Below are 19,868 nucleotides of genomic sequence, written 5' to 3'. Positions count from 1 at the left end.
ATTTTAATTAATATGAAATTTGATTCACATAGTTTTAGTAGTATAAAACAAGATTGCGATGATGAAATAAAAAGGAGACTTGAAAACAATAAAGAAGCCACCGAAGCAGAAATTTATCAAAAAGTATATTCTGATTTTAGAAACTCATTTTCTATATTAAAACACACATTAAATCAAAATGGGAATTTAATAGATGCAAGCAACCATCACAAAGCAGAGCTTTATTGTAAGGAAATGGGACTTGATTATGAAATTAAATATGATGAAAAATCAAGAGTAAATTTTAATAAAAACATAAACTCATTTGAAAAAAGAAATGTAAATTATTTATATTCTAAGATACTTTTTGTTGTATTTGCAGCGGTCATGACCATCTCTTTATTATTTTTGAAATTCTGTAAAGAATTCGGTTTTTTAGAGAGTCTTGTTTATTCATTGATTGGTAGCGTCGCGTTATATGGTGTATATATAATAGTCGCAGGATTTACATACAGCATATTTAATATAAAATATTTTATTAGCCTTATAAATATCACATTATTTAAAATGAAATTGCCAGATATAACTAAATGGGTTGAGGCGTTGCAATTATATCTATACCGAAAAACTAGCGATCATCATACAAATTTAAATAAAATTTTTCATTTTACTTTACTGATGATCGTAAGTTATTGGTCTTGTCTGTTTTGCATTAATACAATAGGCGAAATTGGATTAAACGAAACAATGTATTTTTGTTTGAATTTAATAACGCTTGCCTTACTTATATTTATACCAATACTTAGTAGTGAAAAGATAAGCGACGTTGGCACTTTGGTGATCTCGTTTTTATTTGCCATTTTTTTATTTATTATTTTTATCTTACAAAATATATCATATATAACTTTTGGTATTTTGCTGTATATGTTTATTTTTTCTTTTGCATATTTTGTTTTTAATAGGAGTAACAACCTAGCAATTATCATAACAAAAACTCTTACTTATGCCGGTTTTATTATAGTATTGTTAAAGAGTCCAGAGCTTATAAATCCAACATTAAACATATTTAATAAAGAAAATATAGAAAATAAAATTTTGTCAGAAAAGCTTGCTAAATTAGATTATAAGGATTTAGCAAATTTAACAAGACTATCATTTGGAGATTATAATATTGATACAAACATAACTTTTTTAGAGGGTAATATAGTAAACCAAAGAGAACTTATTATAACCAACAAAGCAACATTAGAGAATGTTTTAGGTGTTTTGTTTCAACAAAATGAAAAAGAGGAATTGAATAAAATCATAAAAAATCTTCCCAATAAAGACGATTTAAACACAACCCTAAAGGAACCTAAAAATAGAAGTATTGCACTAGATTTGATTTTTGCGGCAGATAGAGTATATAAACGTGGTCTTTACGATATGGAGATGAACGATAAATTTAGATTAAGATTTGGTCTTGCCGACGAAAAGGAGATCCAAAAAGAGATAGATTTGATTATTGGTAATCTTGCAAGGATTGAGGAGGTATTGCAAAAGCTAGATCCTATTGTAGAAAAACAAAAAATTTATCTTGATATCTATAATGCGATAAGATTAGATAAAATAAATTCGCAAACATACAAATCAACATATATTTTATACGTTATTGTTATGATTTTATGTTTATATTCATTAGCAAAAACATCACGCAAAAATTCAATAGTATCATAGTTGCAAGAGTTGTAATTGCTTATTGGTAAAAAATAAGAATATTCTAAGTAGTTTAAAAACAACCGTTAGATACAATTATAACAATTATAAAAAAGAAAGAGAGCAAATGAAAGTTATAAAACGTAATGGCAGAACAGAAGAGCTTGATATCAGCAAGATCAAAAAATACACAAACGAAGCCGTCCTAGGTCTTAGCAACGTAAGTCTTAGCGAGCTTGAGGTAGATGCGAAAATTCAGTTTAGAGATATGATAACGACTGAGGAAATTCAGCAAACTCTTATAAAAACAGCAGTTGATAAGATCGACATCGACCGCCCAAACTGGACATTTGTCGCTGCGAGGCTATTTTTGTTCGACCTTTATCATAAGGTGACTGGCTTTAACGGCTACAACCACCTAAAAGACTACCTCGCAAAGGGCGAAAAAGTAGGCCGCATCATCCCTGGGCTAAAAGAGAAGTATGATCTTGAAGACCTAAACGCTTATATCAAGCCCGAGCGCGACTTGCAGTTTGCATACCTTGGTATCAAAACGCTTTATGATCGCTATCTCATCAAAGACAAGAGCGGTATGCCGATCGAGCTACCACAGCATATGTTTATGGCGATCGCGATGTTTCTTGCGCAAAACGAGCTAGACAGCCAAGGCTGGGCTAAGAAATTTTACGACCTCATCTCTAAATTTGAAGTGATGTTAGCTACCCCAACGCTCTCAAACGCAAGGACCACACGCCACCAGCTAAGCAGCTGTTACGTAGGCAGCACGCCTGATAATATCGAGGGCATTTTTGATAGCTACAAAGAGATGGCGCTACTTTCAAAATTTGGCGGCGGTATCGGCTGGGACTGGAGCAAGGTGCGTGCGATGGGTGGCAGTATCGACGGACACAAAAACGCAGCTGGCGGTATCATCCCATTTTTAAAAGTGACAAACGACATCGCAGTAGCGGTCGATCAGCTAGGCACTAGAAAGGGCGCGATCGCTGTTTATATCGAGCCTTGGCACATGGACGTGAGCGATTTTCTCGATCTTCGTAAAAACTCAGGCGAAGAGAGACGCCGCGCACACGAGCTTTTCCCTGCGCTTTGGATAAACGACCTATTTATGAAGCGTGTCAAAGAAAATGGCCGCTGGAGCCTCTTTGACCCAGCTCAAGTAAGCGACCTTTGCGACCTTTATGGCGAGGAGTTTGAGAAGAGATATTTAGAGTATGAAAACGATGAAAATATCCAGAAAAACACCATCCTTGCAAAAGAGCTTTGGAAGAAAATTTTAACTAGCTATTTTGAAACGGGCATGCCATTTTTGTGCTTCAAAGATAACGCCAACAAAGCAAATCCAAACGACCACGAGGGTATCATCAGAAGCTCAAATTTATGCACCGAAATTTTCCAAAACACAGCGCCAAACTACTATAAGATCAAGATCACTTATGAAGACGGTGGCGAGGAGCTATTTGACGAAGAAGAAGATGTTACCGTAGATAGCGGCATAACTAAAAAAGCCAAAAAGCTTAGCGCGCTTGATAGCCTAAAAGGCAAGCAAATTTTCATCGTAGAAAAAGAGAGCATCGAGGGCAAAACGGCAGTTTGCAACCTTGCAAGTATAAATTTAAGCAAGATAAATAGCAAAGAGGACATCGAGCGTGTCGTGCCGATAGCTATTAGGATGCTTGATAACGTTATAGACCTAAATTTCTACCCACACAAAAAGGTAAAACACACAAACCTATCATCTCGCTCGATCGGCCTTGGCGTCATGGGCGAGGCGCAAATGCTAGCTGAGAAAAACGTAAAATGGGGCAGCTATGAGCATTTGGCGCTGATTGATAGCATAATGGAAAATATAAGCTACAACGCGATCTATGCTAGCTCAAATTTAGCCGTAGAAAAGGGCATCTATCCAAAATTTGAAGGCTCAAAATGGAGCAAAGGCATCATGCCGATAGACACTGCAAATGAGAACGCAAAAGCTCTTTTAAACGACAAAGGCGGGCTATTTGACGAAAATGTCTGCGACTGGGACAAGCTAAGAGAGAAGGTCAAGCGCGACGGCATGAGAAACGGCTACCTAATGGCGATCGCTCCAACTAGCTCGATCTCGATCCTTGTTGGCACTACTCAGACCATCGAGCCAGTCTACAAACGCAAGTGGTTTGAGCACAACCTAAGCGGTATGATCCCAAATGTCGTGCCAAATTTAAGCCCAGATACTTGGCAGTTTTACACGCCAGCTTACGAGCTTGATCAGAGAATTCTTATAAAAGCAGGCGCGATCCGCCAAAAATGGATCGATCAAGGTCAAAGTCTAAATATATTTATGAGCCTAGACAAAGCAAGTGGCGGATACCTAAGTGAAATTTACACGCTTGCATGGGAGCTTGGACTAAAATCAACCTACTATCTACGCTCTGAGTCACCAGACAGCGAAAAGCTAAACGACGTGGCCGACCGCTCGATCGAATGCGAGGGATGTCAGTAATAATCAAATTTAAGAGAGATTTTTCTCTCTTAAATAAAAAATTCATTTAAACTTATGTTTAGGATCTTTGAAATTTTATAAAGATGCTCTAAATTAAAGTGCTTTCCATATTTATTATTCTCGCAGTTGGAGTAAAAAGCAGCTGATTTAATGTCTATACTTAGCGCCATATCTAGTTGAGAAATTTTATGATTTTCTCTTAACTCCCTTACTCTTTTTGATATGTTTTCGTAAAATTTTAAAATTTCATCTTCGCTAAAAGAATTTATGCTTTCATACATACCTTATCCTATAGGATTAATAAAATTTTAAACTATATATTGATAGCATTCCTTTATCTATATCCTATAGGATAATAAATAGAGTAAAAAGGAGGTTTTATGGCTAACGCAGCTGATAAAAATGCATCTTCAAAAATAATTGTGTATAGAGCTAAGTGTCTAGATTGTAAATACGAATGGACGAGTAGGGCAGGGAGCGGAACACCTAATTATTGTCCTAAATGCAGAAGCGTAAAGATTGCTCTTTCGCCATTGTCCTAAAAGGATAGTTATGGGTGTAGGTGAAATTGCAAAAGATATTATTGTAGGCATAGGAAAAGGATTAGTTGAAATTGGTAAATTTGCATTTAGCGAAGGGGTAAAAGTTAAAAATAGACATTCTGAGTTAAGACAACTTAATGACGATGAATTAAAAAAAATTGCTAAATATGGTAGCGGCATAGATAAAGATATGGCTAAAACCATTTTAAGAAAGAGAGATGAAAACCAAGACGCTTAATTTCAAGGCTATATAAGTAGCCTTGAATACTTTATTTTATTTAAATACAGTTTTAAATTTTACATCTTTACATAGTCTATTTTTATATGTATTAAATAAAAGCATAAAAAATAAAATTTAAAAAAAAAATTAAGCTAAATAATCAAATTTATATTTAAAATCACGAAAAAATAGATAAATAATCCTTAAAAATTTATCTTGAAATTTTATATTTTTTGATAAATATTATTAAACAAAAGAAAATAGCTATCTATTGTTTAAGCTTTCTTGTCCTATACTTTTAAACTCCATATCAAAAAAAACAATCAGAAAAGAGCAAGTGATGCGTGAAATTTTAAAACGAGATGGCACAAGGCAAGAATTTGTGGCATACAAGATAGTAGATGCGATCAAAAAGGCATTTGCAAGCGAAAATAAAGCTTATGATGAGCAAGTTTTTACAAACGTAGTCCAAGACATCTTTCAAAAATCAAGTGCGATAACAGTCGAAGACATCCAAGATGCGATCGAAAAAGAGCTATTTGACGGCGGACATTTTGAAGTTTTAAAGAGCTTCATGCTCTACCGCCACACGCACAAGCTTCAGCGTGAGCAAATTTTAGGCCTAAACGAAGATACGACCTATATAAACTCAACCCAGACGATAAATGAATATATAAACGGCACCGACTGGAGAATTTCAGCAAATTCAAACACCAGCTACTCAAACGCAGGCCTTATCAACAACACCGCCGGCAAAGTGATCGCAAACTACTGGCTAGACGCTGTTTATAACAAAGAAGAAGGTCTTGCGCACAGAAACGGCGACTACCACATCCACGACCTAGACTGCCTCACAGGATATTGCGCTGGCTGGAGCCTGCGAGCCTTGCTAAATGAGGGCTTTAACGGCGTTCGTGGCAGGGTCGAGAGCAGGGCGCCAAAGCACTTTAGAGAAGCACTCTATCAGATGGCAAATTTCTTGGGAATTTTACAAAGCGAGTGGGCTGGCGCTCAGGCGTTTTCTAGCTTTGACACCTACCTTGCACCTTATGTTTTCAAAGACGATCTAAGCGACGCCGAGATCAAAAAGGCGATAACTAGCTTTATTTTCAACCTAAACGTCCCTGCGCGCTGGGGACAAAGTCCATTTACAAACGTAACCATCGATATCACATGCCCAAGCGACCTAAGGGATCAGATACCAACGAGCGATGATATACACCTTTTTACAAACGTAAAAGATGAGAAAATTTTGAAAAAAGCAAACGAGCGTGGCAGGAAAAATTTAGTCGATATGACCTACAAGGACTTCGAGCCTGAGATGGCGCGCATAGATAAGGCATTTTACGAGGTCTTAACAGCTGGCGACAAGTGCTCACAGCCTTTTACATTTCCGATACCGACGGTAAATATCACGGAGGATTTTAACTGGGATAGCGAAGTGGCGGACGTGCTCTTTGAAAACACCGCAAAAATGGGCTCAAGCTACTTTCAAAATTTCATCGGCTCGCAATACACTTATGACGAAAATGGCAACAAGATAGAAAACAAAAACGCCTACAAACCAGGCCACGTGCGCTCTATGTGCTGCCGCTTGCAGCTTGATCTAAGAGAGCTTTTAAAGCGTGGCGGCGGTCTTTTTGGAAGTGCTGAGATGACTGGCTCGATCGGAGTTGTGACTATAAATTTAGCCCGCCTAGGATACAACTACAAAGGCGATAAGGTCGCACTTTATAACAGACTAAGCTACCTTTTAGAACTAGCCAAATCAACCCTAGAGAAAAAGCGTAAATTTATACAAGAGATGTATGAAAGAGGGCTTTATCCTTATACAGCAAGGTATCTAAAGCACTTTAACAACCACTTTAGCACGATCGGCATAAATGGCATGAACGAGCTACTTAGAAATTTCACTGACGATAAAGAGAACATTTCAACTAAATTTGGACGAGAATTTGCCCTTGAGATGGTTGGCTTTTTACGCGATAAGATAAGGACATTTCAAGAAGAGAGCGGAAATTTATACAACCTTGAGGCGACACCAGCTGAGGGCACTACTTACCGCTTTGCCAAAGAGGATAAGAAGCGCTATCCAGACATCATTCAAGCAGGCGAGGGCGATAATATCTACTATACAAACTCGACCCAGCTACCTGCAAATTTCACAGACGACGCTTACGAAGCGCTTGATCTGCAAGATGAGCTACAAAGCGCCTATACTGGCGGCACCGTCTTTCACTTATATATGAAAGAGCGCATAAGCTCGGCTAAAGCTTGCAAAGAGCTTGTAAAGAGTATAATCTCAAACTACAAACTCCCATACATCACGATAACGCCAGTCTTTAGCGTCTGCTCAAAACATGGCTACATAGCTGGCGAGCATGAGTTTTGCCCACTTTGTGATGCAGAGCTTATAGAAAAAGAGAATAAAAAATCCAAATAAGGAGAGGAAATGACAGAAAAAGAAATTTTAGAAAAAGTGCAAGATAAACGCACAAGATGCGTGGTCTATACTCGTGTTATGGGCTATCACAGACCAGTTGAGAGCTTTAATCTCGGCAAAAAAGGTGAGCACAAAGAGCGAATAAAATTTGACGAATACGCGAGTTGCTGCAAGAGATAAATTTCTTGCCTAAAAACAAGAATAAATTTAAAAAAATAAACTAAAATGCAAGCCAAAGGCACGCCCCTTGTGCCTTTGAATTTAAAAAAGGGTCAAAAACTTGCAAAGAGTCTTTAGTATAACGCCATTTACGACGCTTGACTATCCAGACAAGGTGGCAGCTGTCATTTGGTTTGCAGGGTGTAATATGCGCTGTGGATACTGCTATAACGTTGAGGTCGTAAAGTCAAATGGCACTATAAGCTTTAGCGAAGTTTGCGACTTTTTAGACCGCAGGGTCGGCAAGCTAAATGGCATAGTCTTTAGCGGTGGCGAATGCACAGCAAACCCTCTCTTTTTAAGGCTAGCACGCGAGGTCAAGGCGCGTGGTTTTAGCTTAAAGGTAGATACTAACGGCTCGTATTGTGACGTCTTAAAAGAGGCGATAGATGAGGGGCTGATCGACTACATTGCGCTTGATTTTAAAGCTCCAAAAGAGAAATTTATCGGCATCACTGGCTCAAATTTATATGAGAAATTTGCCGCCACGCTTAGATACTTGCTTGAGATAAATTTTAAATTTGAAGTGAGAACGACCGTGCATGCGGACTTGCTAAGCGAAAAGGATATCAGCGAAATGTCTGAGCTACTTTACGAGCTTGGATATAGAGGCTACTACTTTTTACAAAAATTCTTTAACACTGGCGAAAATTTTGGAGGCTTAGGCGATCCAAAAAACAGCTTCGATCCAGATAAGATCACATCAAAACTACCTATAAAACTACGAAATTTCTAAATTTAGCGCAGATAAAAATAGCTAAAAATAAGAAAATTTAACTAAAATTTACCCCAAATCACAAAAGCAAACAAGGAGAAAACTATGCAAAATTTCAGCTTTTTAAACCCTACTAAAATAGAATTTGGCAAAGACAAAGAGCAAAACATCGGCAAATATATGAAAGAATTTGGCGCAAAAAAGACGCTCATAATCTATGGCAGCGACAGGATCATTAAAAACGGACTTTTTGACATCGCCACAAAGAGTCTAAGTGCAAATAGCATCGAGTTTTGCAAGATAGGTGGCGTGAAGTCAAACCCAGTGCTAAGCAAGGTAAATGAGGCTATAAATTTAGCTAAAAAGCAAGGCGTCGATAGTGTGCTAGCCATAGGTGGCGGCTCGGTGCTTGACACGGCCAAAGCTGTGGCTGCTGGCGTGAAGTATAACGGCGATGTTTGGGACTTTTTTACAGGCAAATGCCCAAAAGAGGCACTTATGATCTTTGACATCATAACGCTTGCTGCAACTGGCTCAGAGATGAACGGCGGCGCAGTCGTCACAAATGAAGCCACAAAAGAGAAATTTGCCATGCACGGCGCTTGTCTTTACCCAAAAGTTTCAGTTATAAATCCGCTTCTTCAAGCAAGCGTTAGCAAGGAGTACTTGGTCTATTCAGCCTCTGACATCATCGCTCACAGCATCGAGGGCTACTTTACGGCGAGCATCCAGCCTGAGATCATAAATTTATACATCGAAGCAAACATCAAAACGGTCATGAAAACGACTGAAATTTTACTAAAAGAGCCAGAAAACTATGGCGCTAGAAGCGAGTTTGCTTGGGCTGCGACGATGGCGCTAAATGGCTTAACTTACGTTGGCACGGCTGGCTACTCATATCCAAACCACATGATCGAGCACGCCATAGGTGCGGTGGTTGATTGCGCGCATGGGGCTGGGCTAAGTGTCGTTATGCCAGCTTGGATGAAGTGGTATAAGAGTAGAAATTTAAAGGCATTTAAGTGCTTTGGCAAAGAAATTTTTGGCGTAGATGACGCAGACGAGGCTATTAAAAAGCTAAAAGAGTGGTTTAGCAAGATCGGCACGCCAACAAGCCTAATCGAAATCGGCGTTGATGAGTCAAATTTAGACGAGATCATGGCGCTAGTTTATGACTACGCCAAGGGCAGGGGCTTGGAGCCAATTTATACAAAAGAGGCCATAAGCGAAATTTTTGCCTTAGCGAGATAGAATTTATCCAAAATTTACAAAGGATAAACATGAAAAAAGTCGCCCTTATCGCAGGAGCCAGTGGCGCTGTGGGAAGTGAAATTTTAAAGGATTTATGTGGGAGTGAGCACTATAACAAGGTAGTCGCCCTTGTTAGGCATGAGCTAGAATTTACCCATGAAAAGCTTGAAGTAAAGATAGTAAATTTTGATGATTTTAAAGATGAGGTGCCATTTATCGCTGATGACGTTTTTTGCGCGCTTGGCACGACGATGAAAGCAGCAAAGCACAAAGAGCAGTTTTATAAAGTCGATGTGACCTATCCTATAAATTTCGCCAAATTTGGCTTGGAGTGCGGTGCAAAACGCTTTGTCTTGCTCTCGGCTGCAGGGGCAAACAGAAAGTCAGGCTCGTTTTACTTAAAGGCAAAAGGTCAAGCAGAAGCAAAGATAAAAGAGCTTGGATATAGCTCATTTCATATCGCTAGGCTGCCACTTATCGAGGCTGAGAGAAAGGAATTTAGACTAGGCGAGTATCTGGCGATAAAGGCGTTTAAATTTATCCCAAAAGGCTTTTTTGACGAGTATCGTCCGATGAGGGCAGCTGACATCGCTAAAGTGATCGTGGAAGTAGCGCAAGATGATCATAGTGAAGGTGTAAAAATTTATAGTCCGGAGGAATTTACAAAATGAAAAAATATATAGTTATCACTGGGGCAAGCTCAGGCATAGGAGCGGCTGTGGCAAAGGCATTTGCAAGGCGTGGGGAGAATTTGATCCTTGTTGCAAGGCGCGGCGAGCTTTTAGAAAATTTAAAAAGCGAGATAGCTAAATTTGCAAATGTAGATGTGGTGATAGAGCTTTGCGACCTCTCAAAGCAAGAAAATGTCCTAGCTCTTTGGCATAATTTAGAAAAATTTGAGCTAAAAGCGCTTATAAACAATGCTGGCTTTGGCGACTATAACAAGGTTGGCGAGCAAAATTTAGACAAGATCACGCAGATGATAAATTTAAACATCATCTCTCTTGTGACGCTCTCAACGCTTTTTACTAAAAAATATAAAGACAAAGATACGCAGCTTATAAACATCTCTTCGATAGGAGGCTACAAGATCGTGCCAAACGCCGTGACCTACTGCGCTAGCAAATTTTTCGTAAGCGCCTTTAGTGAGGGGCTTTACCACGAGCTAGCACAAGACAAGCAGGCAAAGATGCAAGCAAAAGTGCTGGCCCCAGCTGCCACAAAGACAGAATTTGGCATGGTGGCAACTAGCAAAGAGAGCTACGACTACGACAAGGCATTTAAAAAGTACCACACGAGTGAGCAGATGGCGGAGTTTTTGCTTCGCCTTTATGATAGCCATTACTGCGTTGGCGCGGTGGATAGAGATAGCTTTGAGTTTAGTCTAAGCAAGCCAAAATTTGACTATGCTGTTAAATACGAGCCAAAAGATAACTAGGCGTTAAAGCCCTGGTAGCCTACGCCAAGGCTGTGGAGTAAAAAGTAGGACAAAATAAAAAGGCAGATCATGAAATGCGTTAGAGTTGCTATTTTAGGGGTTTGTTTGGTAGGTGCTTGCTTTGGCGGCGAGCTTAAATTTGACGAGAGCAAGTTTGAGCTAAAAAGCGTGCAAGTTGGCGAGAAGACGCTTAAATTTAGAGCCTACGAGGGCATAGTCTATGTGGCAAAGCCAGCTAGCGACTATCAGGTCTTAAATTTTTACGTGCCAGAGGGTAAATTTGACGATAAGACTACGGCTATTTTTATGCCAAATGGCATAGGTGGCTACATGCCAGCAATGCCTTCAAAGCCAGAAATTCAAAACGAAAAGCCAAATGCCACTCTCGAAGCGCTTCTTAGAGGATACGTCGTGGCAAGCGTTGGCGCTAGGGGCAGGACGCTAAAAGATGGCGAGCGCTTCATCGGCAAAGCGCCAGCTGCGATAGTCGATCTAAAAGCGGCCGTTAGATATCTTAAATTTAACGACAAATTTATGCCAGGCGACGCAAATAAGATCATCTCAAACGGCACGAGCGCAGGCGGCGCGATGTCGGCACTTCTAGGCACTAGCGCAAATGCAAAAGAGTATGAGCCATATCTTGACGAGCTAGGCGCTGCAAAGGCGGACGATCAAATTTATGCTGCTTCTATCTACTGCCCTGTTACAAATTTAGAGCATGAGGACGAGGCGTATGAGTGGATGTTTGGGGATTTGGATAAATTTGAAAAGATAGACTTTTCAAGCCTTGATGCGAGCTCTTTTAACAACAGGAGCAAAAAGCCAAAGATGATCGCAGGCGAGCTAAACGCCACGCAAAAAGAGCTCTCACGTGAGCTAAAGAGTAAATTCCCAGCCTATCTAAACTCGCTAAATTTAAAAGACGCCAAAGGCCACGCGCTAAGCCTTGATGAAAACGGCGAGGGCAGCTTCAAAGAGTATATAAGCGCTCTCATCTCAAGGGCTTTTACCGCTACAAAAAGCAGCGACAAAAGCACGCTCACGCCTAAATTTATAACTCTTGATACGCAGGGCTGCTCGCTTGGATATACATTCAAATTTGAGGACTTCATTGCCTCGCTAAAACGCGCCAAAACGGTGGTTGCATTTGACGGCCTTGGGCTAGAAAATCCAGAAAACGACCTTTTTGGCGATAGCAAAACGCCTGCAAAGCACTTTACTAAATTTGCAAAAGAGCGAAGTGACGGTGAGATGGCAGACGCTAGCGTCATAAAGATGATGAATGCGATGAACTACACTAAAAATAAAGAGGGGGCGAAATTTTACCGCATAAGGCAGGGCACAAACGACACCGACCTAGCCCTTGCTGTGCCTGCTATGCTCGCACTTTCGCTTAAAAATGCTGGCAAAGAGGTTGATTTCGAAGCGGTCTGGGGACAAGGACATGGCGGCGATTACGATTTAGACGAGCTTTTTGCTTGGATGAAAAGAGTTTTAGAAAAATAATTTCAAGGAGAAAAAATGAAAATTAAAGTATTAGTTATAGCGTTAGTTTTAAGTGCTTTCTCTTTAAGTGCTTTTGCTAAAGTAGATTGCTCTGACCCTAAAAATAGACCTCGCAATATTGCTGGAACACTAATGGGTGGAAAAAAAGAGTGTTATTTAACCGCCGAGCAAGCTAAACGTGATTTAGATTTAACTATTGGACGCAACCCAGTTACTGGAGAGGTTACTTCAAGAGCTAAGTTAGCTGGTGGAGATAATGCCACTATGAGATTAGAAAACGCTCAAATGAATTACGGCAAAAAGAAATACGAGCTTGAAGAGGCAGAGAAATTTTATGCTGATGACCCTAGCACCAAAAATTCTAACTGCTTAGATAAAGCTCGTAAAGCGTTTAAAAAAGCGTAGCTTGATCTTGAGGCGGCAGAAGAGATAAAAGCTAAGGCTGATATGAAAAAGGCGAAGTGATAAGGTGAATTTGATGTTTAGAAAGCTATTTTTACTAGCGGTTTTGGTGGTTTTTGCCTTTGGGGCGGAGGCGAAAGTGAGCTTGCAGGAGCTGCTTTCAACGCCAAATAACAAGACTTTGTTAAAGCAGCTTGGCAGGGAAAATATACTAAGCTCAAAGAGCGAGCCAGGCACGCAGGCGATCTTTTTTGCGAGCGCAAAGAGCAAGCCAGAGCTGTTTTATGTCCTTGAGTTTTACAAGGACGAGGCGGCTTATAAAAAGCATATAAGCTCGGCACATTTTAAGAAATTTACAAGTGCGAGCGCTGAAATTTTGGCTAGTAAAAAGACTATAAGCGTGAAAAAACGGGCTACTTTTTCTAAAAATTTAACCCCAGAGCGACTAAAAGATGCCTACTTTCACATCACAAATTTAAGCCTTAAGGCAAAAAGCGATGCGAAATTTGAAAAGCTAGTGAAAAAATATATGCAAAAAAGCGTAGATGAGGGAGCTTACGCGCAGTTTGCCTTTAGTCAAAAGGACGCGCCTAACAAGTGGGTGCTGGTTGAAATTTACAAAGACGAAGCTAGCTTTGAAAGCTACCGCCACAGCGAAAACTACAAGGCTTACGCCAAAGAGCGAGCAGGGCTGATAGACGAATTTGACGGCTTTGGCCTAAAAAATGAGACTTCATTTAGCAAGGTAAAATTTTAGAATAGCTATGAAAAAATTTTCACTTTTTTGCGCCTTAGCGCTTTTTGGCACTGCGGCTTTTGCCCTTGATAAGGCAGGATGTGAGAGTTTAAAAGATGTGAAAATTTTAAACAACGAGATGATAGATGTGGTGTGAGAGCGGCAACGGCATAGATGACGTCGATCCGCTTAGTGCGCTTGAAGCGTGGCATGAAAAGGGCGAAGCGCCAAAGAGTATGCTAGCAAAAAGCAAGACCTACGCTGGCAAGGAATTTTTAGTGTGTGCCTATCCAAAGGTGGCTACATACGTGGGTGGTGATGTGAGCAAGGCAAGTAGCTTTGTTTGCAAGTAAATTTAAGAAAGTAAATTTAAGGGGCAAAAATGAGTGAAATTTTAGTCGTATCGGGTCATACAGACCTTGAAAATTCCTTTGCAAATAAGATCATTTTGGACGAGCTAAAAAAGCACTTGCCAGAGGCTAAATTTGACATACTAAGCGAGCTTTATAAAAACTACGCTATCGATGTAAAAGCTGAGCAAGAAAAGCTAGTAAAAGCAGATGTGATCGTGCTTGTTTATCCGTTTTTTTGGTACGGCGTGCCATCGCTTTTGCAAAAGTGGCTTGAAGATGTGCTAGTTCATGGCTTCTCTCACGGCAGTAAGGGAGATAAGCTACGTGGCAAAAAGCTAGTGCTTTCATTTACCTCTGGCGCGCCTGAGGAGCTTTATAAAAAAGAGGCGCTTCAGCGCTATGAGATAGAGGAGTTTTTACCGCCACTTAAGGCGTTAGCAAATATGTGTGGCATGGAGTTTGCAGGCTATGTTTATAGCGGAGGGCTATCGTATCAGAGTAGGCACGATGAGGCAAAGCTTGCTTTGATGAGGCAAAAGGCGCTTGATCATGCAAAGAGGCTAGAGGAGCTGATAGGTAAAATTTCATGATACCAGCGAAATTTTATAGATATGTTTTTGCGTTTATAATGTCAGCATTTATGGCGTTTTTTATGTCATTTGTGCTGACGTATCTAAACCTTGGCTTTGTTGATGGCTTTGTGAAAATTTGGCTAATCGCTTACGTAAAAGCCTTTGTAGTGGCGTATCCTGTGCTTTTGCTAGTTTCGCCGTCTGTTGCAAAGATCACGCAAAATTTATGTAAAAAAGAGGGATAAATTTGAAGTGTGGCTAGAGAGCCTAGCCACGTGAAGGTTTATTTTAAAAGACCTTGTTTTTTCATTTGATCCATTACTTGAGCAAACATCTCTTTAGCTTGTTTGCAAGTAGCGTCTTGTTGCTCTTTTGGTAAAGAAGCTAGTTGATCCATTGATTGTTTCTTTTGATCTTCATACATTTTTACTTGTTGCTCTTGACCAGCTTGTTTGTAAGCTTCGACCATTTTGTCGATGTCTGAGAAGTAAGACTTGCAAGTATCTGTAAGATCCGCAGCGTTTAGGCTTAGTGCAAAGCCAAGAGTAGCTAAAACTAAAAGTGATTTTTTCATCTCTTTCTCCTTGTGAAAATTTAAGGAGATTATATAACTTTTTTATTTTAAATAGATTTAAATTTATTAAATTTAGCCAAGACAAGCGCCTTGGCTAAATTTTTTGGCTTTTTAGCCTAAGAATTCGCGCTTAAAATACTCTTTTGGAGCTTTGCAAAGTGGGCAAGCGCCTGGAGCTTTTTTGCCTCTATGAACGTGTCCGCACACCTCGCAAACCCAGATATCCTCTTCGTCGCTCTCAAAAAAGCCCTCTTCATCAAGCATCTTTTTAAGCTCTAAATACTCTCTTTCGTGCTCAACTTCAACCTTGCCGATCGCGTTAAATAGCCTCTCAACATCTCTTAGCTCTTCTTCTTTTGCGATCTTTGCAAAGTCTGGATACATCGTCGTATGCTCGTAGTTTTCGCCAGCTGCAGCGTCAAGTAAATTTTTATCCATCTTATCGATCGGATCGTTCATCATCTCGTGATATTTCTTAAATTCAGCCCTTGCGTGCCATTTCTCGTTTTCAGCTGCCTCGTAAAAGTGTCTAGCTATCGCGTGATAGCCTGCTTCTTTAGCTAGGTCGCCGTAAAGCTCATACTTGTTTCTAGCTTGTGACTCGCCAGCAAATGCCTTCATCAAATTTACCGCTGTTAAATTTTCAGTCACACATTTCATCTCTTCGCCGCAACAGGTTAATGTGCCGCCGCCAACTTTTTGAACTTCGATCTCGTTGCCGCATTTCTCGCATTTGTATGTTTCGTACTGTCTCATTTTGACTCCTATTTTGATAAAATTTGAGCGGATTATAACCAAATAATTAAAATATGTAAATAATAATTTTTATTGATAACGTATATTATTTTTATAAAAATTTAACAAAAAACAAAATCACCAAATCCATCATCATAAATTTAAAAAAGATAAATTTCAGCCAAAATTTATTCTAGCGTTAAAAGTGCGGTTGAGCTTGGTTGTAGAATAACTCAAAATAAATCATCCAAAGGAGAATATTATGAGTTTTCTATCTAAATTTAGTAAGGCTATCTTTGCCGTTGCAGTTGCTGGAGCGATCAGTGCGAGCGCATTTAGCGAGGGCGAGGACTACGTCAAGCTTGAAAAGCCACTAAGTGTGGGACAAAATACGCTAGTTAAAATTTTTAGCTACGCTTGCCCATTTTGCTACAAGTACGACAAGAGCGTCACTCCAAAGGTAGTTGAGAAAATCCCTGGACTAAAATACGAGCCATTTCACCTAAAGACAAAGGGCGATTACGGCGAGGTTGCGAGCAAGGTCTTTGCCGTGCTTATCGTTATGGACGAGGCAAAGGGAGTGAGCTTGTTTGATGAAAATTCGCTATTTAAAAAGGCTAAATTTGCCTACTACAAAGCTTATCACGACAAAAAAGAGCGCTGGGGAGATGGCAAAGACGCTGAGGGCTTTTTAAAGACTGGACTTGATGCAGCTGGCGTTAGCAAAGCAGACTACGAAAAAGAGCTAGCTAATCCAAAAGTGGCTGAGCTGCTTAAAAAGTGGGATGAGAGCTACGACGTGGCTAAAATTCAAGGTGTGCCAGCATTTGTCGTAAATGGCAAATATCTCATCATGACAAAATCAATCAGCTCGCTTGACGGCATGGCAGCACTCATCGAAGAGCTTCTTAAAAAATAAGGCGCCACATGAGCTTTTTTAAAAAAATGGCTAAATTTCAAGACTCACGCATCTCTTGGGCGATCCTAGTCTTTGTAAGCGTCGCGCTTGTTGTTATCGCGCACTCGCTATTTCAAAACTACGCCTATATGCCTCCTTGCGAGCAGTGCGTCTATATACGTTTTGCCTTTTTGTGTATGGCACTTGGCGGCGTGATCGCTATCATAAACCCTAAAAATTTGCTCTTTGCTCTAGTTGGCTACGTCTTTGCCTTTTGGGGAGCGGTGCAGGGCATAATGTATAGTGTAAAACTAGCCAAAATCCACGATGCAGTGCATGGCGACGATCCTTTTGGCGTGCAGGGCTGCTCGACTGAGCCGCACTATCCATTTGGCTTGCCACTTGAGAAGTGGGCGTCAGACTGGTTTATGCCAACGGGTGATTGTGGCTATGACAGCCCTATGGTGCCTGATGGCGCGGTGCTAAGCGATCTGCAAAAGAGCATAGTGGATCTTTATGCAGATGGCTGGTATCTTGTGCCGTCTTCTAAATTTATGTCGATGGCGGATTGCACGCTGCTTGGCTTTAGCATTTGCTTTGTTGTGCTTGCACTTATGCTTGTTTCAAAGCTCTTATCTTTTACGAAATAAATTTTAGTTAGCCCTATTTTTGGGCTAACTTAGGATATACTGCGCGCATGGGTATTAATTTAAAATCACAAAATATTAAAATTTATGCGATCATCTTGCTAGCAAGCCTCTTTGTTGTGCTTCTTGGGCTAAATAGCTACAACAAAGCAAAAGAAAAGATCATCGAGCTATCTGATAAAAACAACATCGCAGTTAGTAAAAATATCGTTAGCAACTTTCAAATTTGGCTTGATGAGCGCTTAAACTCACTCATCCGTGCATCAAAATTTATCCAAAACTCTGGCATCATAGATGACGATACTAGGGTGGCAAATTTCATAAAGCTCTTTAAAGAAAATGCAAAAGAATTTGATCTCATGCAGCTTCTAAGAGAGGATGGCGAGATCTTTGTAGATGGGCAAAAGATCTCAGAAGAGGTGATGTCAAAGCGCGAACGAGCAGGGCTTATCTGGTATGTCGAGACAAAAAATACAAATGCCCCAAGTGTAAATTTCATGCAAAATCACAAAATTTTAAAGGACTCTACTTTAAATTTATGCGTGCCAGTTGAAAAAGACGCGAAATTTGAAGCAGCACTTTGCGGCGTCGTGCGCATAGGCACTATCTTTGATAGCATCAAAAACTTTAGCCTTGCGCCAAATTCTTACTCATTTTTAGTAACTCACAGCGGCGAGATCCTCACATCTATGGCTGATATAACGCTTAAAAGAGAGATCGAGGAGAAATTTAAAGAGCTATTTTTAAAAGATGAGGACATCACCAGCTTAAAGATAGGGCAAAATTTGATCCAAGTAGCCGAGATACCGACGATGAACTGGTTTATCGGAGCTGGCACAAACAACGAAGAAGAAATTTTAGCCATGACAAGAGAGGCGCTAAAAAACGCCCTAAATTTACTCTTTGCCTTCGTCGCACTTGCATTTTTGGCAAACAGCCTGCACAACTTCATGTATAACAAGATAAAAAAGGTGCAAGATGAGTATGAGACCTTGTTAGCGCACAGAGCCAAGATGAGCGAGGCTGGAGAGCTGATAAGCGGCATAAGTCATCAGTTCATCCAGCCAGTAAATTCGCTAAAACTTATGCTAAGCTCAGCCATAATGCTAAAAAAAGAGGGCAAGCTAAGTGATGAGGAGCTTTTAAATTTATTAAAAAAAGGGCAAAGCTCGATCGAGCTTCTTTCAAAAACAATCGAAATTTTTAGAAATTTTTACAAAAGCGCTGAAAACGTGAGCGAATTTGAGATCCAAACAAGCGTTAGAAATTTAATAACACTTATGCACACAGAGCTTAGCCGTGCAAATGTGAGCGTGAAATTTAGCGGATTTGAAGAGATGAGGGTCTGCCAGATAGAAAACATCATCCAGCAAATTTTGCTAATCCTAATCCACAACGCAAAGGACTCACTAGTTGAAAGCTACAAAGATGAGCCGCTAAAACGCGTGATAGAGCTTAAATTTAGAAGCTTTGAAGATAAGTGCTACATCGGAGTTTATGATAGTGGCGGCGGAGTGAGCTACGAGATGAGTAAGAAAATTTTTACCTGGCTAAACACGACTAAAAAGCAAGGAAATGGCATAGGGCTTTACTTCGCTAAAAAGCTCGCGCGTGAGAAGCTAAATGGCGACATCACGCTTGCGCACAACCTAAAGCCAACGATTTTTGAGCTAAGCTTTGATAAGAATTTAAAGGGTTAAAAGATGCAAGAGGCACTAGAAATTTTAAAAAAAGTATCTATCTTAGTAGCTGAGGACGACGAGATGGCAAGGGAGCTCATCATCACTGGGCTTAAGCCATACTGTGGTCAGGTAGTTGGTGCAAAAGATGGGCAAGATGGGCTGGAGAAATTTAAAAAACAGGGCTTTGACATCGTGATGAGCGACATTCACATGCCAGTGCTAAATGGCTTTGAGATGATGAATGAGATAAAAAAGCTAAAGCCTCATCAGAAATTTATCGTCTTTACCTCGTATGATAGCGATGAAAATTTGATCAAGAGCTATGAGCAGGGCGCGACCTTGTTTTTGAAAAAACCTATCGATATAAAGGATCTTAGATCGATGTTAATAAGCCTAAGCTTCGAGCGAGATGAGAAGCTAGTGCGCCTAAGTGATGAGGTGAGTATAAATTTAAAAAGAGAGAAAATTTATAAAAATGGCAATGAGCTATACCTTAGTTTCTTGCAAAATAAGATATTTTGGCTATTTGCCTACAACCTAAACAAGCTCGTGACTTACGAGATGATAGAGGAATTTGTCTATGATAGCACCGAGGTGAGCAAGGCTGCTATACAAAATGTCGTTTTGCGCCTAAAACGCGAGCTTGGCGTGAAATTTAAAAACATCAGTGAGAGTGGGTATATCTTAGTCGCCAAGAGCTAAAAATCATAAATTCAAAATAGTAAAATTAATATTTTTATCTAAGAATATCTTAAAAG

General features: G+C 40.0%; 21 protein-coding genes and 1 pseudogene. 19 read left to right on the top strand and 3 right to left on the bottom strand.

The window, feature by feature from the left end:
• Nucleotides 1-1,695: hypothetical protein (locus CYP84_RS10720; RefSeq protein WP_180996379.1), on the top strand; the 1,695-nt coding region annotated here is incomplete at its 5' end.
• 106 nt (nt 1,696-1,801) lie between these two features.
• The gene (locus CYP84_RS04595) at nt 1,802-4,177 is read left to right on the top strand and encodes a ribonucleoside-diphosphate reductase subunit alpha (RefSeq protein ID WP_103636828.1); all 2,376 of its coding nucleotides are present in this window, start codon (nt 1,802-1,804) and stop codon (nt 4,175-4,177) included.
• A 29-nt stretch (nt 4,178-4,206) separates the two neighbouring features.
• Here CYP84_RS04595 and CYP84_RS04590 read toward each other — a convergent pair whose 3' ends face one another.
• Complete coding sequence (locus CYP84_RS04590; protein ID WP_103636827.1) at nt 4,207-4,458, bottom strand: helix-turn-helix domain-containing protein; 252 nt, start codon at nt 4,456-4,458, stop codon at nt 4,207-4,209.
• A gap of 271 nt (nt 4,459-4,729) precedes the next feature.
• On the opposite strand from CYP84_RS04590, the gene CYP84_RS04585 reads away from it, so the two are divergent.
• The 13 genes and pseudogenes from CYP84_RS04585 to CYP84_RS04530 all read left to right on the top strand — a co-directional run bounded on the left by CYP84_RS04585 (nt 4,730) and on the right by CYP84_RS04530 (nt 14,819).
• Nucleotides 4,730-4,957, top strand: a complete 228-nt coding sequence (locus CYP84_RS04585) for a hypothetical protein (protein ID WP_103636826.1) — start codon at nt 4,730-4,732, stop codon at nt 4,955-4,957.
• A 322-nt stretch (nt 4,958-5,279) separates the two neighbouring features.
• Nucleotides 5,280-7,562: pseudogene (locus CYP84_RS04580) on the top strand (ribonucleoside triphosphate reductase).
• A gap of 100 nt (nt 7,563-7,662) precedes the next feature.
• Nucleotides 7,663-8,337 carry an anaerobic ribonucleoside-triphosphate reductase activating protein gene (locus CYP84_RS04575; protein WP_103636824.1) on the top strand — a complete coding sequence of 225 codons (675 nt, stop codon included), beginning with the start codon at nt 7,663-7,665 and terminating at the stop codon, nt 8,335-8,337.
• 84 nt (nt 8,338-8,421) lie between these two features.
• A complete protein-coding gene (locus CYP84_RS04570) occupies nt 8,422-9,567 on the top strand; it encodes an iron-containing alcohol dehydrogenase (protein WP_103636823.1) in 1,146 nt (381 codons plus the stop codon).
• 29 nt (nt 9,568-9,596) lie between these two features.
• Entirely contained in the window at nt 9,597-10,238 is a 642-nt protein-coding gene (locus tag CYP84_RS04565) for an NAD(P)H-binding protein (RefSeq protein WP_103636822.1), read from the top strand.
• Nucleotides 10,235-11,005 (top strand): SDR family NAD(P)-dependent oxidoreductase, encoded by a 771-nt coding sequence (locus CYP84_RS04560; protein ID WP_103636821.1) that lies wholly within the window; start codon nt 10,235-10,237, stop codon nt 11,003-11,005. The genes CYP84_RS04565 and CYP84_RS04560 overlap by 4 nt, the downstream gene beginning before the upstream one ends.
• 69 nt (nt 11,006-11,074) lie before the next feature.
• Nucleotides 11,075-12,511: a subtype B tannase gene (locus CYP84_RS04555; RefSeq protein ID WP_103636820.1), complete on the top strand. Its 1,437-nt coding sequence runs from the start codon at nt 11,075-11,077 to the stop codon at nt 12,509-12,511.
• 15 nt (nt 12,512-12,526) lie between these two features.
• On the top strand, nt 12,527-12,916 hold the full coding sequence (locus CYP84_RS04550) for a hypothetical protein (protein ID WP_258033894.1): 390 nt from the start codon (nt 12,527-12,529) through the stop codon (nt 12,914-12,916).
• Between the two features lie 73 nt (nt 12,917-12,989).
• Nucleotides 12,990-13,670: a putative quinol monooxygenase gene (locus tag CYP84_RS04545; protein ID WP_103636819.1), complete on the top strand. Its 681-nt coding sequence runs from the start codon at nt 12,990-12,992 to the stop codon at nt 13,668-13,670.
• Nucleotides 13,671-13,677: 7 nt separating this feature from the next.
• On the top strand, nt 13,678-13,806 hold the full coding sequence (locus CYP84_RS11015; RefSeq protein WP_258033893.1) for a hypothetical protein: 129 nt from the start codon (nt 13,678-13,680) through the stop codon (nt 13,804-13,806).
• The gene (locus tag CYP84_RS04540) at nt 13,796-14,002 is read left to right on the top strand and encodes a tannase/feruloyl esterase family alpha/beta hydrolase (protein WP_258033892.1); all 207 of its coding nucleotides are present in this window, start codon (nt 13,796-13,798) and stop codon (nt 14,000-14,002) included. The genes CYP84_RS11015 and CYP84_RS04540 overlap by 11 nt, the downstream gene beginning before the upstream one ends.
• A 29-nt stretch (nt 14,003-14,031) precedes the next feature.
• Entirely contained in the window at nt 14,032-14,592 is a 561-nt protein-coding gene (locus CYP84_RS04535) for an NAD(P)H-dependent oxidoreductase (protein ID WP_103585516.1), read from the top strand.
• A complete protein-coding gene (locus tag CYP84_RS04530; RefSeq protein WP_002940611.1) occupies nt 14,589-14,819 on the top strand; it encodes a DUF2798 domain-containing protein in 231 nt (76 codons plus the stop codon). The genes CYP84_RS04535 and CYP84_RS04530 overlap by 4 nt, the downstream gene beginning before the upstream one ends.
• Nucleotides 14,820-14,857: 38 nt before the next feature.
• Here the strand turns inward: CYP84_RS04530 and CYP84_RS04525 are convergent, their stop codons facing one another.
• Nucleotides 14,858-15,148 carry a DUF5339 domain-containing protein gene (locus CYP84_RS04525; protein ID WP_002940734.1) on the bottom strand — a complete coding sequence of 97 codons (291 nt, stop codon included), beginning with the start codon at nt 15,146-15,148 and terminating at the stop codon, nt 14,858-14,860.
• 111 nt (nt 15,149-15,259) lie between these two features.
• Nucleotides 15,260-15,904 (bottom strand): ferritin family protein, encoded by a 645-nt coding sequence (locus tag CYP84_RS04520; RefSeq protein WP_002940712.1) that lies wholly within the window; start codon nt 15,902-15,904, stop codon nt 15,260-15,262.
• Between the two features lie 241 nt (nt 15,905-16,145).
• Between CYP84_RS04520 and CYP84_RS04515 the strand changes: the two genes are divergently transcribed.
• Genes CYP84_RS04515 through CYP84_RS04500 form a run of 4 tightly spaced genes read left to right on the top strand, consistent with a single transcriptional unit; the run spans nt 16,146 to nt 19,812 of the window.
• Nucleotides 16,146-16,802: a thiol:disulfide interchange protein DsbA/DsbL gene (locus CYP84_RS04515; RefSeq protein ID WP_103636818.1), complete on the top strand. Its 657-nt coding sequence runs from the start codon at nt 16,146-16,148 to the stop codon at nt 16,800-16,802.
• A gap of 8 nt (nt 16,803-16,810) precedes the next feature.
• A complete protein-coding gene (gene dsbI, locus CYP84_RS04510) occupies nt 16,811-17,431 on the top strand; it encodes a protein-disulfide oxidoreductase DsbI (RefSeq protein ID WP_103636817.1) in 621 nt (206 codons plus the stop codon).
• 47 nt (nt 17,432-17,478) lie between these two features.
• Nucleotides 17,479-19,128 carry a sensor histidine kinase gene (locus CYP84_RS04505; RefSeq protein ID WP_103636816.1) on the top strand — a complete coding sequence of 550 codons (1,650 nt, stop codon included), beginning with the start codon at nt 17,479-17,481 and terminating at the stop codon, nt 19,126-19,128.
• 3 nt (nt 19,129-19,131) lie between these two features.
• Nucleotides 19,132-19,812 (top strand): response regulator transcription factor, encoded by a 681-nt coding sequence (locus CYP84_RS04500; protein WP_103636815.1) that lies wholly within the window; start codon nt 19,132-19,134, stop codon nt 19,810-19,812.
• Nucleotides 19,813-19,868 lie beyond the last annotated feature (56 nt).

The sequence above is a fragment of the Campylobacter concisus genome, from assembly GCF_002912425.1.
Taxonomy (GTDB): Bacteria; Campylobacterota; Campylobacteria; order Campylobacterales; family Campylobacteraceae; genus Campylobacter_A; species Campylobacter_A concisus_AH.
The sequence above is the reverse complement of the archived record's forward strand: the minus strand, read 5'-3'. Positions and strand labels throughout refer to the sequence as shown.

What these genes read in the sequence shown, in the direction of transcription:
- CYP84_RS04595 (WP_103636828.1), top strand. Translation starts at nt 1,802, where the DNA reads ATGAAAGTTATAAAACGTAATGGCAGAACAGAAGAGCTTGATATCAGC.
- CYP84_RS04590 (WP_103636827.1), bottom strand. Translation starts at nt 4,458, where the DNA reads ATGTATGAAAGCATAAATTCTTTTAGCGAAGATGAAATTTTAAAATTT.
- CYP84_RS04585 (WP_103636826.1), top strand. Translation starts at nt 4,730, where the DNA reads ATGGGTGTAGGTGAAATTGCAAAAGATATTATTGTAGGCATAGGAAAA.
- CYP84_RS04570 (WP_103636823.1), top strand. Translation starts at nt 8,422, where the DNA reads ATGCAAAATTTCAGCTTTTTAAACCCTACTAAAATAGAATTTGGCAAA.
- CYP84_RS04565 (WP_103636822.1), top strand. Translation starts at nt 9,597, where the DNA reads ATGAAAAAAGTCGCCCTTATCGCAGGAGCCAGTGGCGCTGTGGGAAGT.
- CYP84_RS04560 (WP_103636821.1), top strand. Translation starts at nt 10,235, where the DNA reads ATGAAAAAATATATAGTTATCACTGGGGCAAGCTCAGGCATAGGAGCG.
- CYP84_RS04555 (WP_103636820.1), top strand. Translation starts at nt 11,075, where the DNA reads ATGAAATGCGTTAGAGTTGCTATTTTAGGGGTTTGTTTGGTAGGTGCT.
- CYP84_RS04550 (WP_258033894.1), top strand. Translation starts at nt 12,527, where the DNA reads ATGAAAATTAAAGTATTAGTTATAGCGTTAGTTTTAAGTGCTTTCTCT.
- CYP84_RS04545 (WP_103636819.1), top strand. Translation starts at nt 12,990, where the DNA reads ATGTTTAGAAAGCTATTTTTACTAGCGGTTTTGGTGGTTTTTGCCTTT.
- CYP84_RS11015 (WP_258033893.1), top strand. Translation starts at nt 13,678, where the DNA reads ATGAAAAAATTTTCACTTTTTTGCGCCTTAGCGCTTTTTGGCACTGCG.
- CYP84_RS04540 (WP_258033892.1), top strand. Translation starts at nt 13,796, where the DNA reads ATGTGGTGTGAGAGCGGCAACGGCATAGATGACGTCGATCCGCTTAGT.
- CYP84_RS04535 (WP_103585516.1), top strand. Translation starts at nt 14,032, where the DNA reads ATGAGTGAAATTTTAGTCGTATCGGGTCATACAGACCTTGAAAATTCC.
- CYP84_RS04530 (WP_002940611.1), top strand. Translation starts at nt 14,589, where the DNA reads ATGATACCAGCGAAATTTTATAGATATGTTTTTGCGTTTATAATGTCA.
- CYP84_RS04525 (WP_002940734.1), bottom strand. Translation starts at nt 15,148, where the DNA reads ATGAAAAAATCACTTTTAGTTTTAGCTACTCTTGGCTTTGCACTAAGC.
- CYP84_RS04520 (WP_002940712.1), bottom strand. Translation starts at nt 15,904, where the DNA reads ATGAGACAGTACGAAACATACAAATGCGAGAAATGCGGCAACGAGATC.
- CYP84_RS04515 (WP_103636818.1), top strand. Translation starts at nt 16,146, where the DNA reads ATGAGTTTTCTATCTAAATTTAGTAAGGCTATCTTTGCCGTTGCAGTT.
- dsbI (WP_103636817.1), top strand. Translation starts at nt 16,811, where the DNA reads ATGAGCTTTTTTAAAAAAATGGCTAAATTTCAAGACTCACGCATCTCT.
- CYP84_RS04505 (WP_103636816.1), top strand. Translation starts at nt 17,479, where the DNA reads ATGGGTATTAATTTAAAATCACAAAATATTAAAATTTATGCGATCATC.
- CYP84_RS04500 (WP_103636815.1), top strand. Translation starts at nt 19,132, where the DNA reads ATGCAAGAGGCACTAGAAATTTTAAAAAAAGTATCTATCTTAGTAGCT.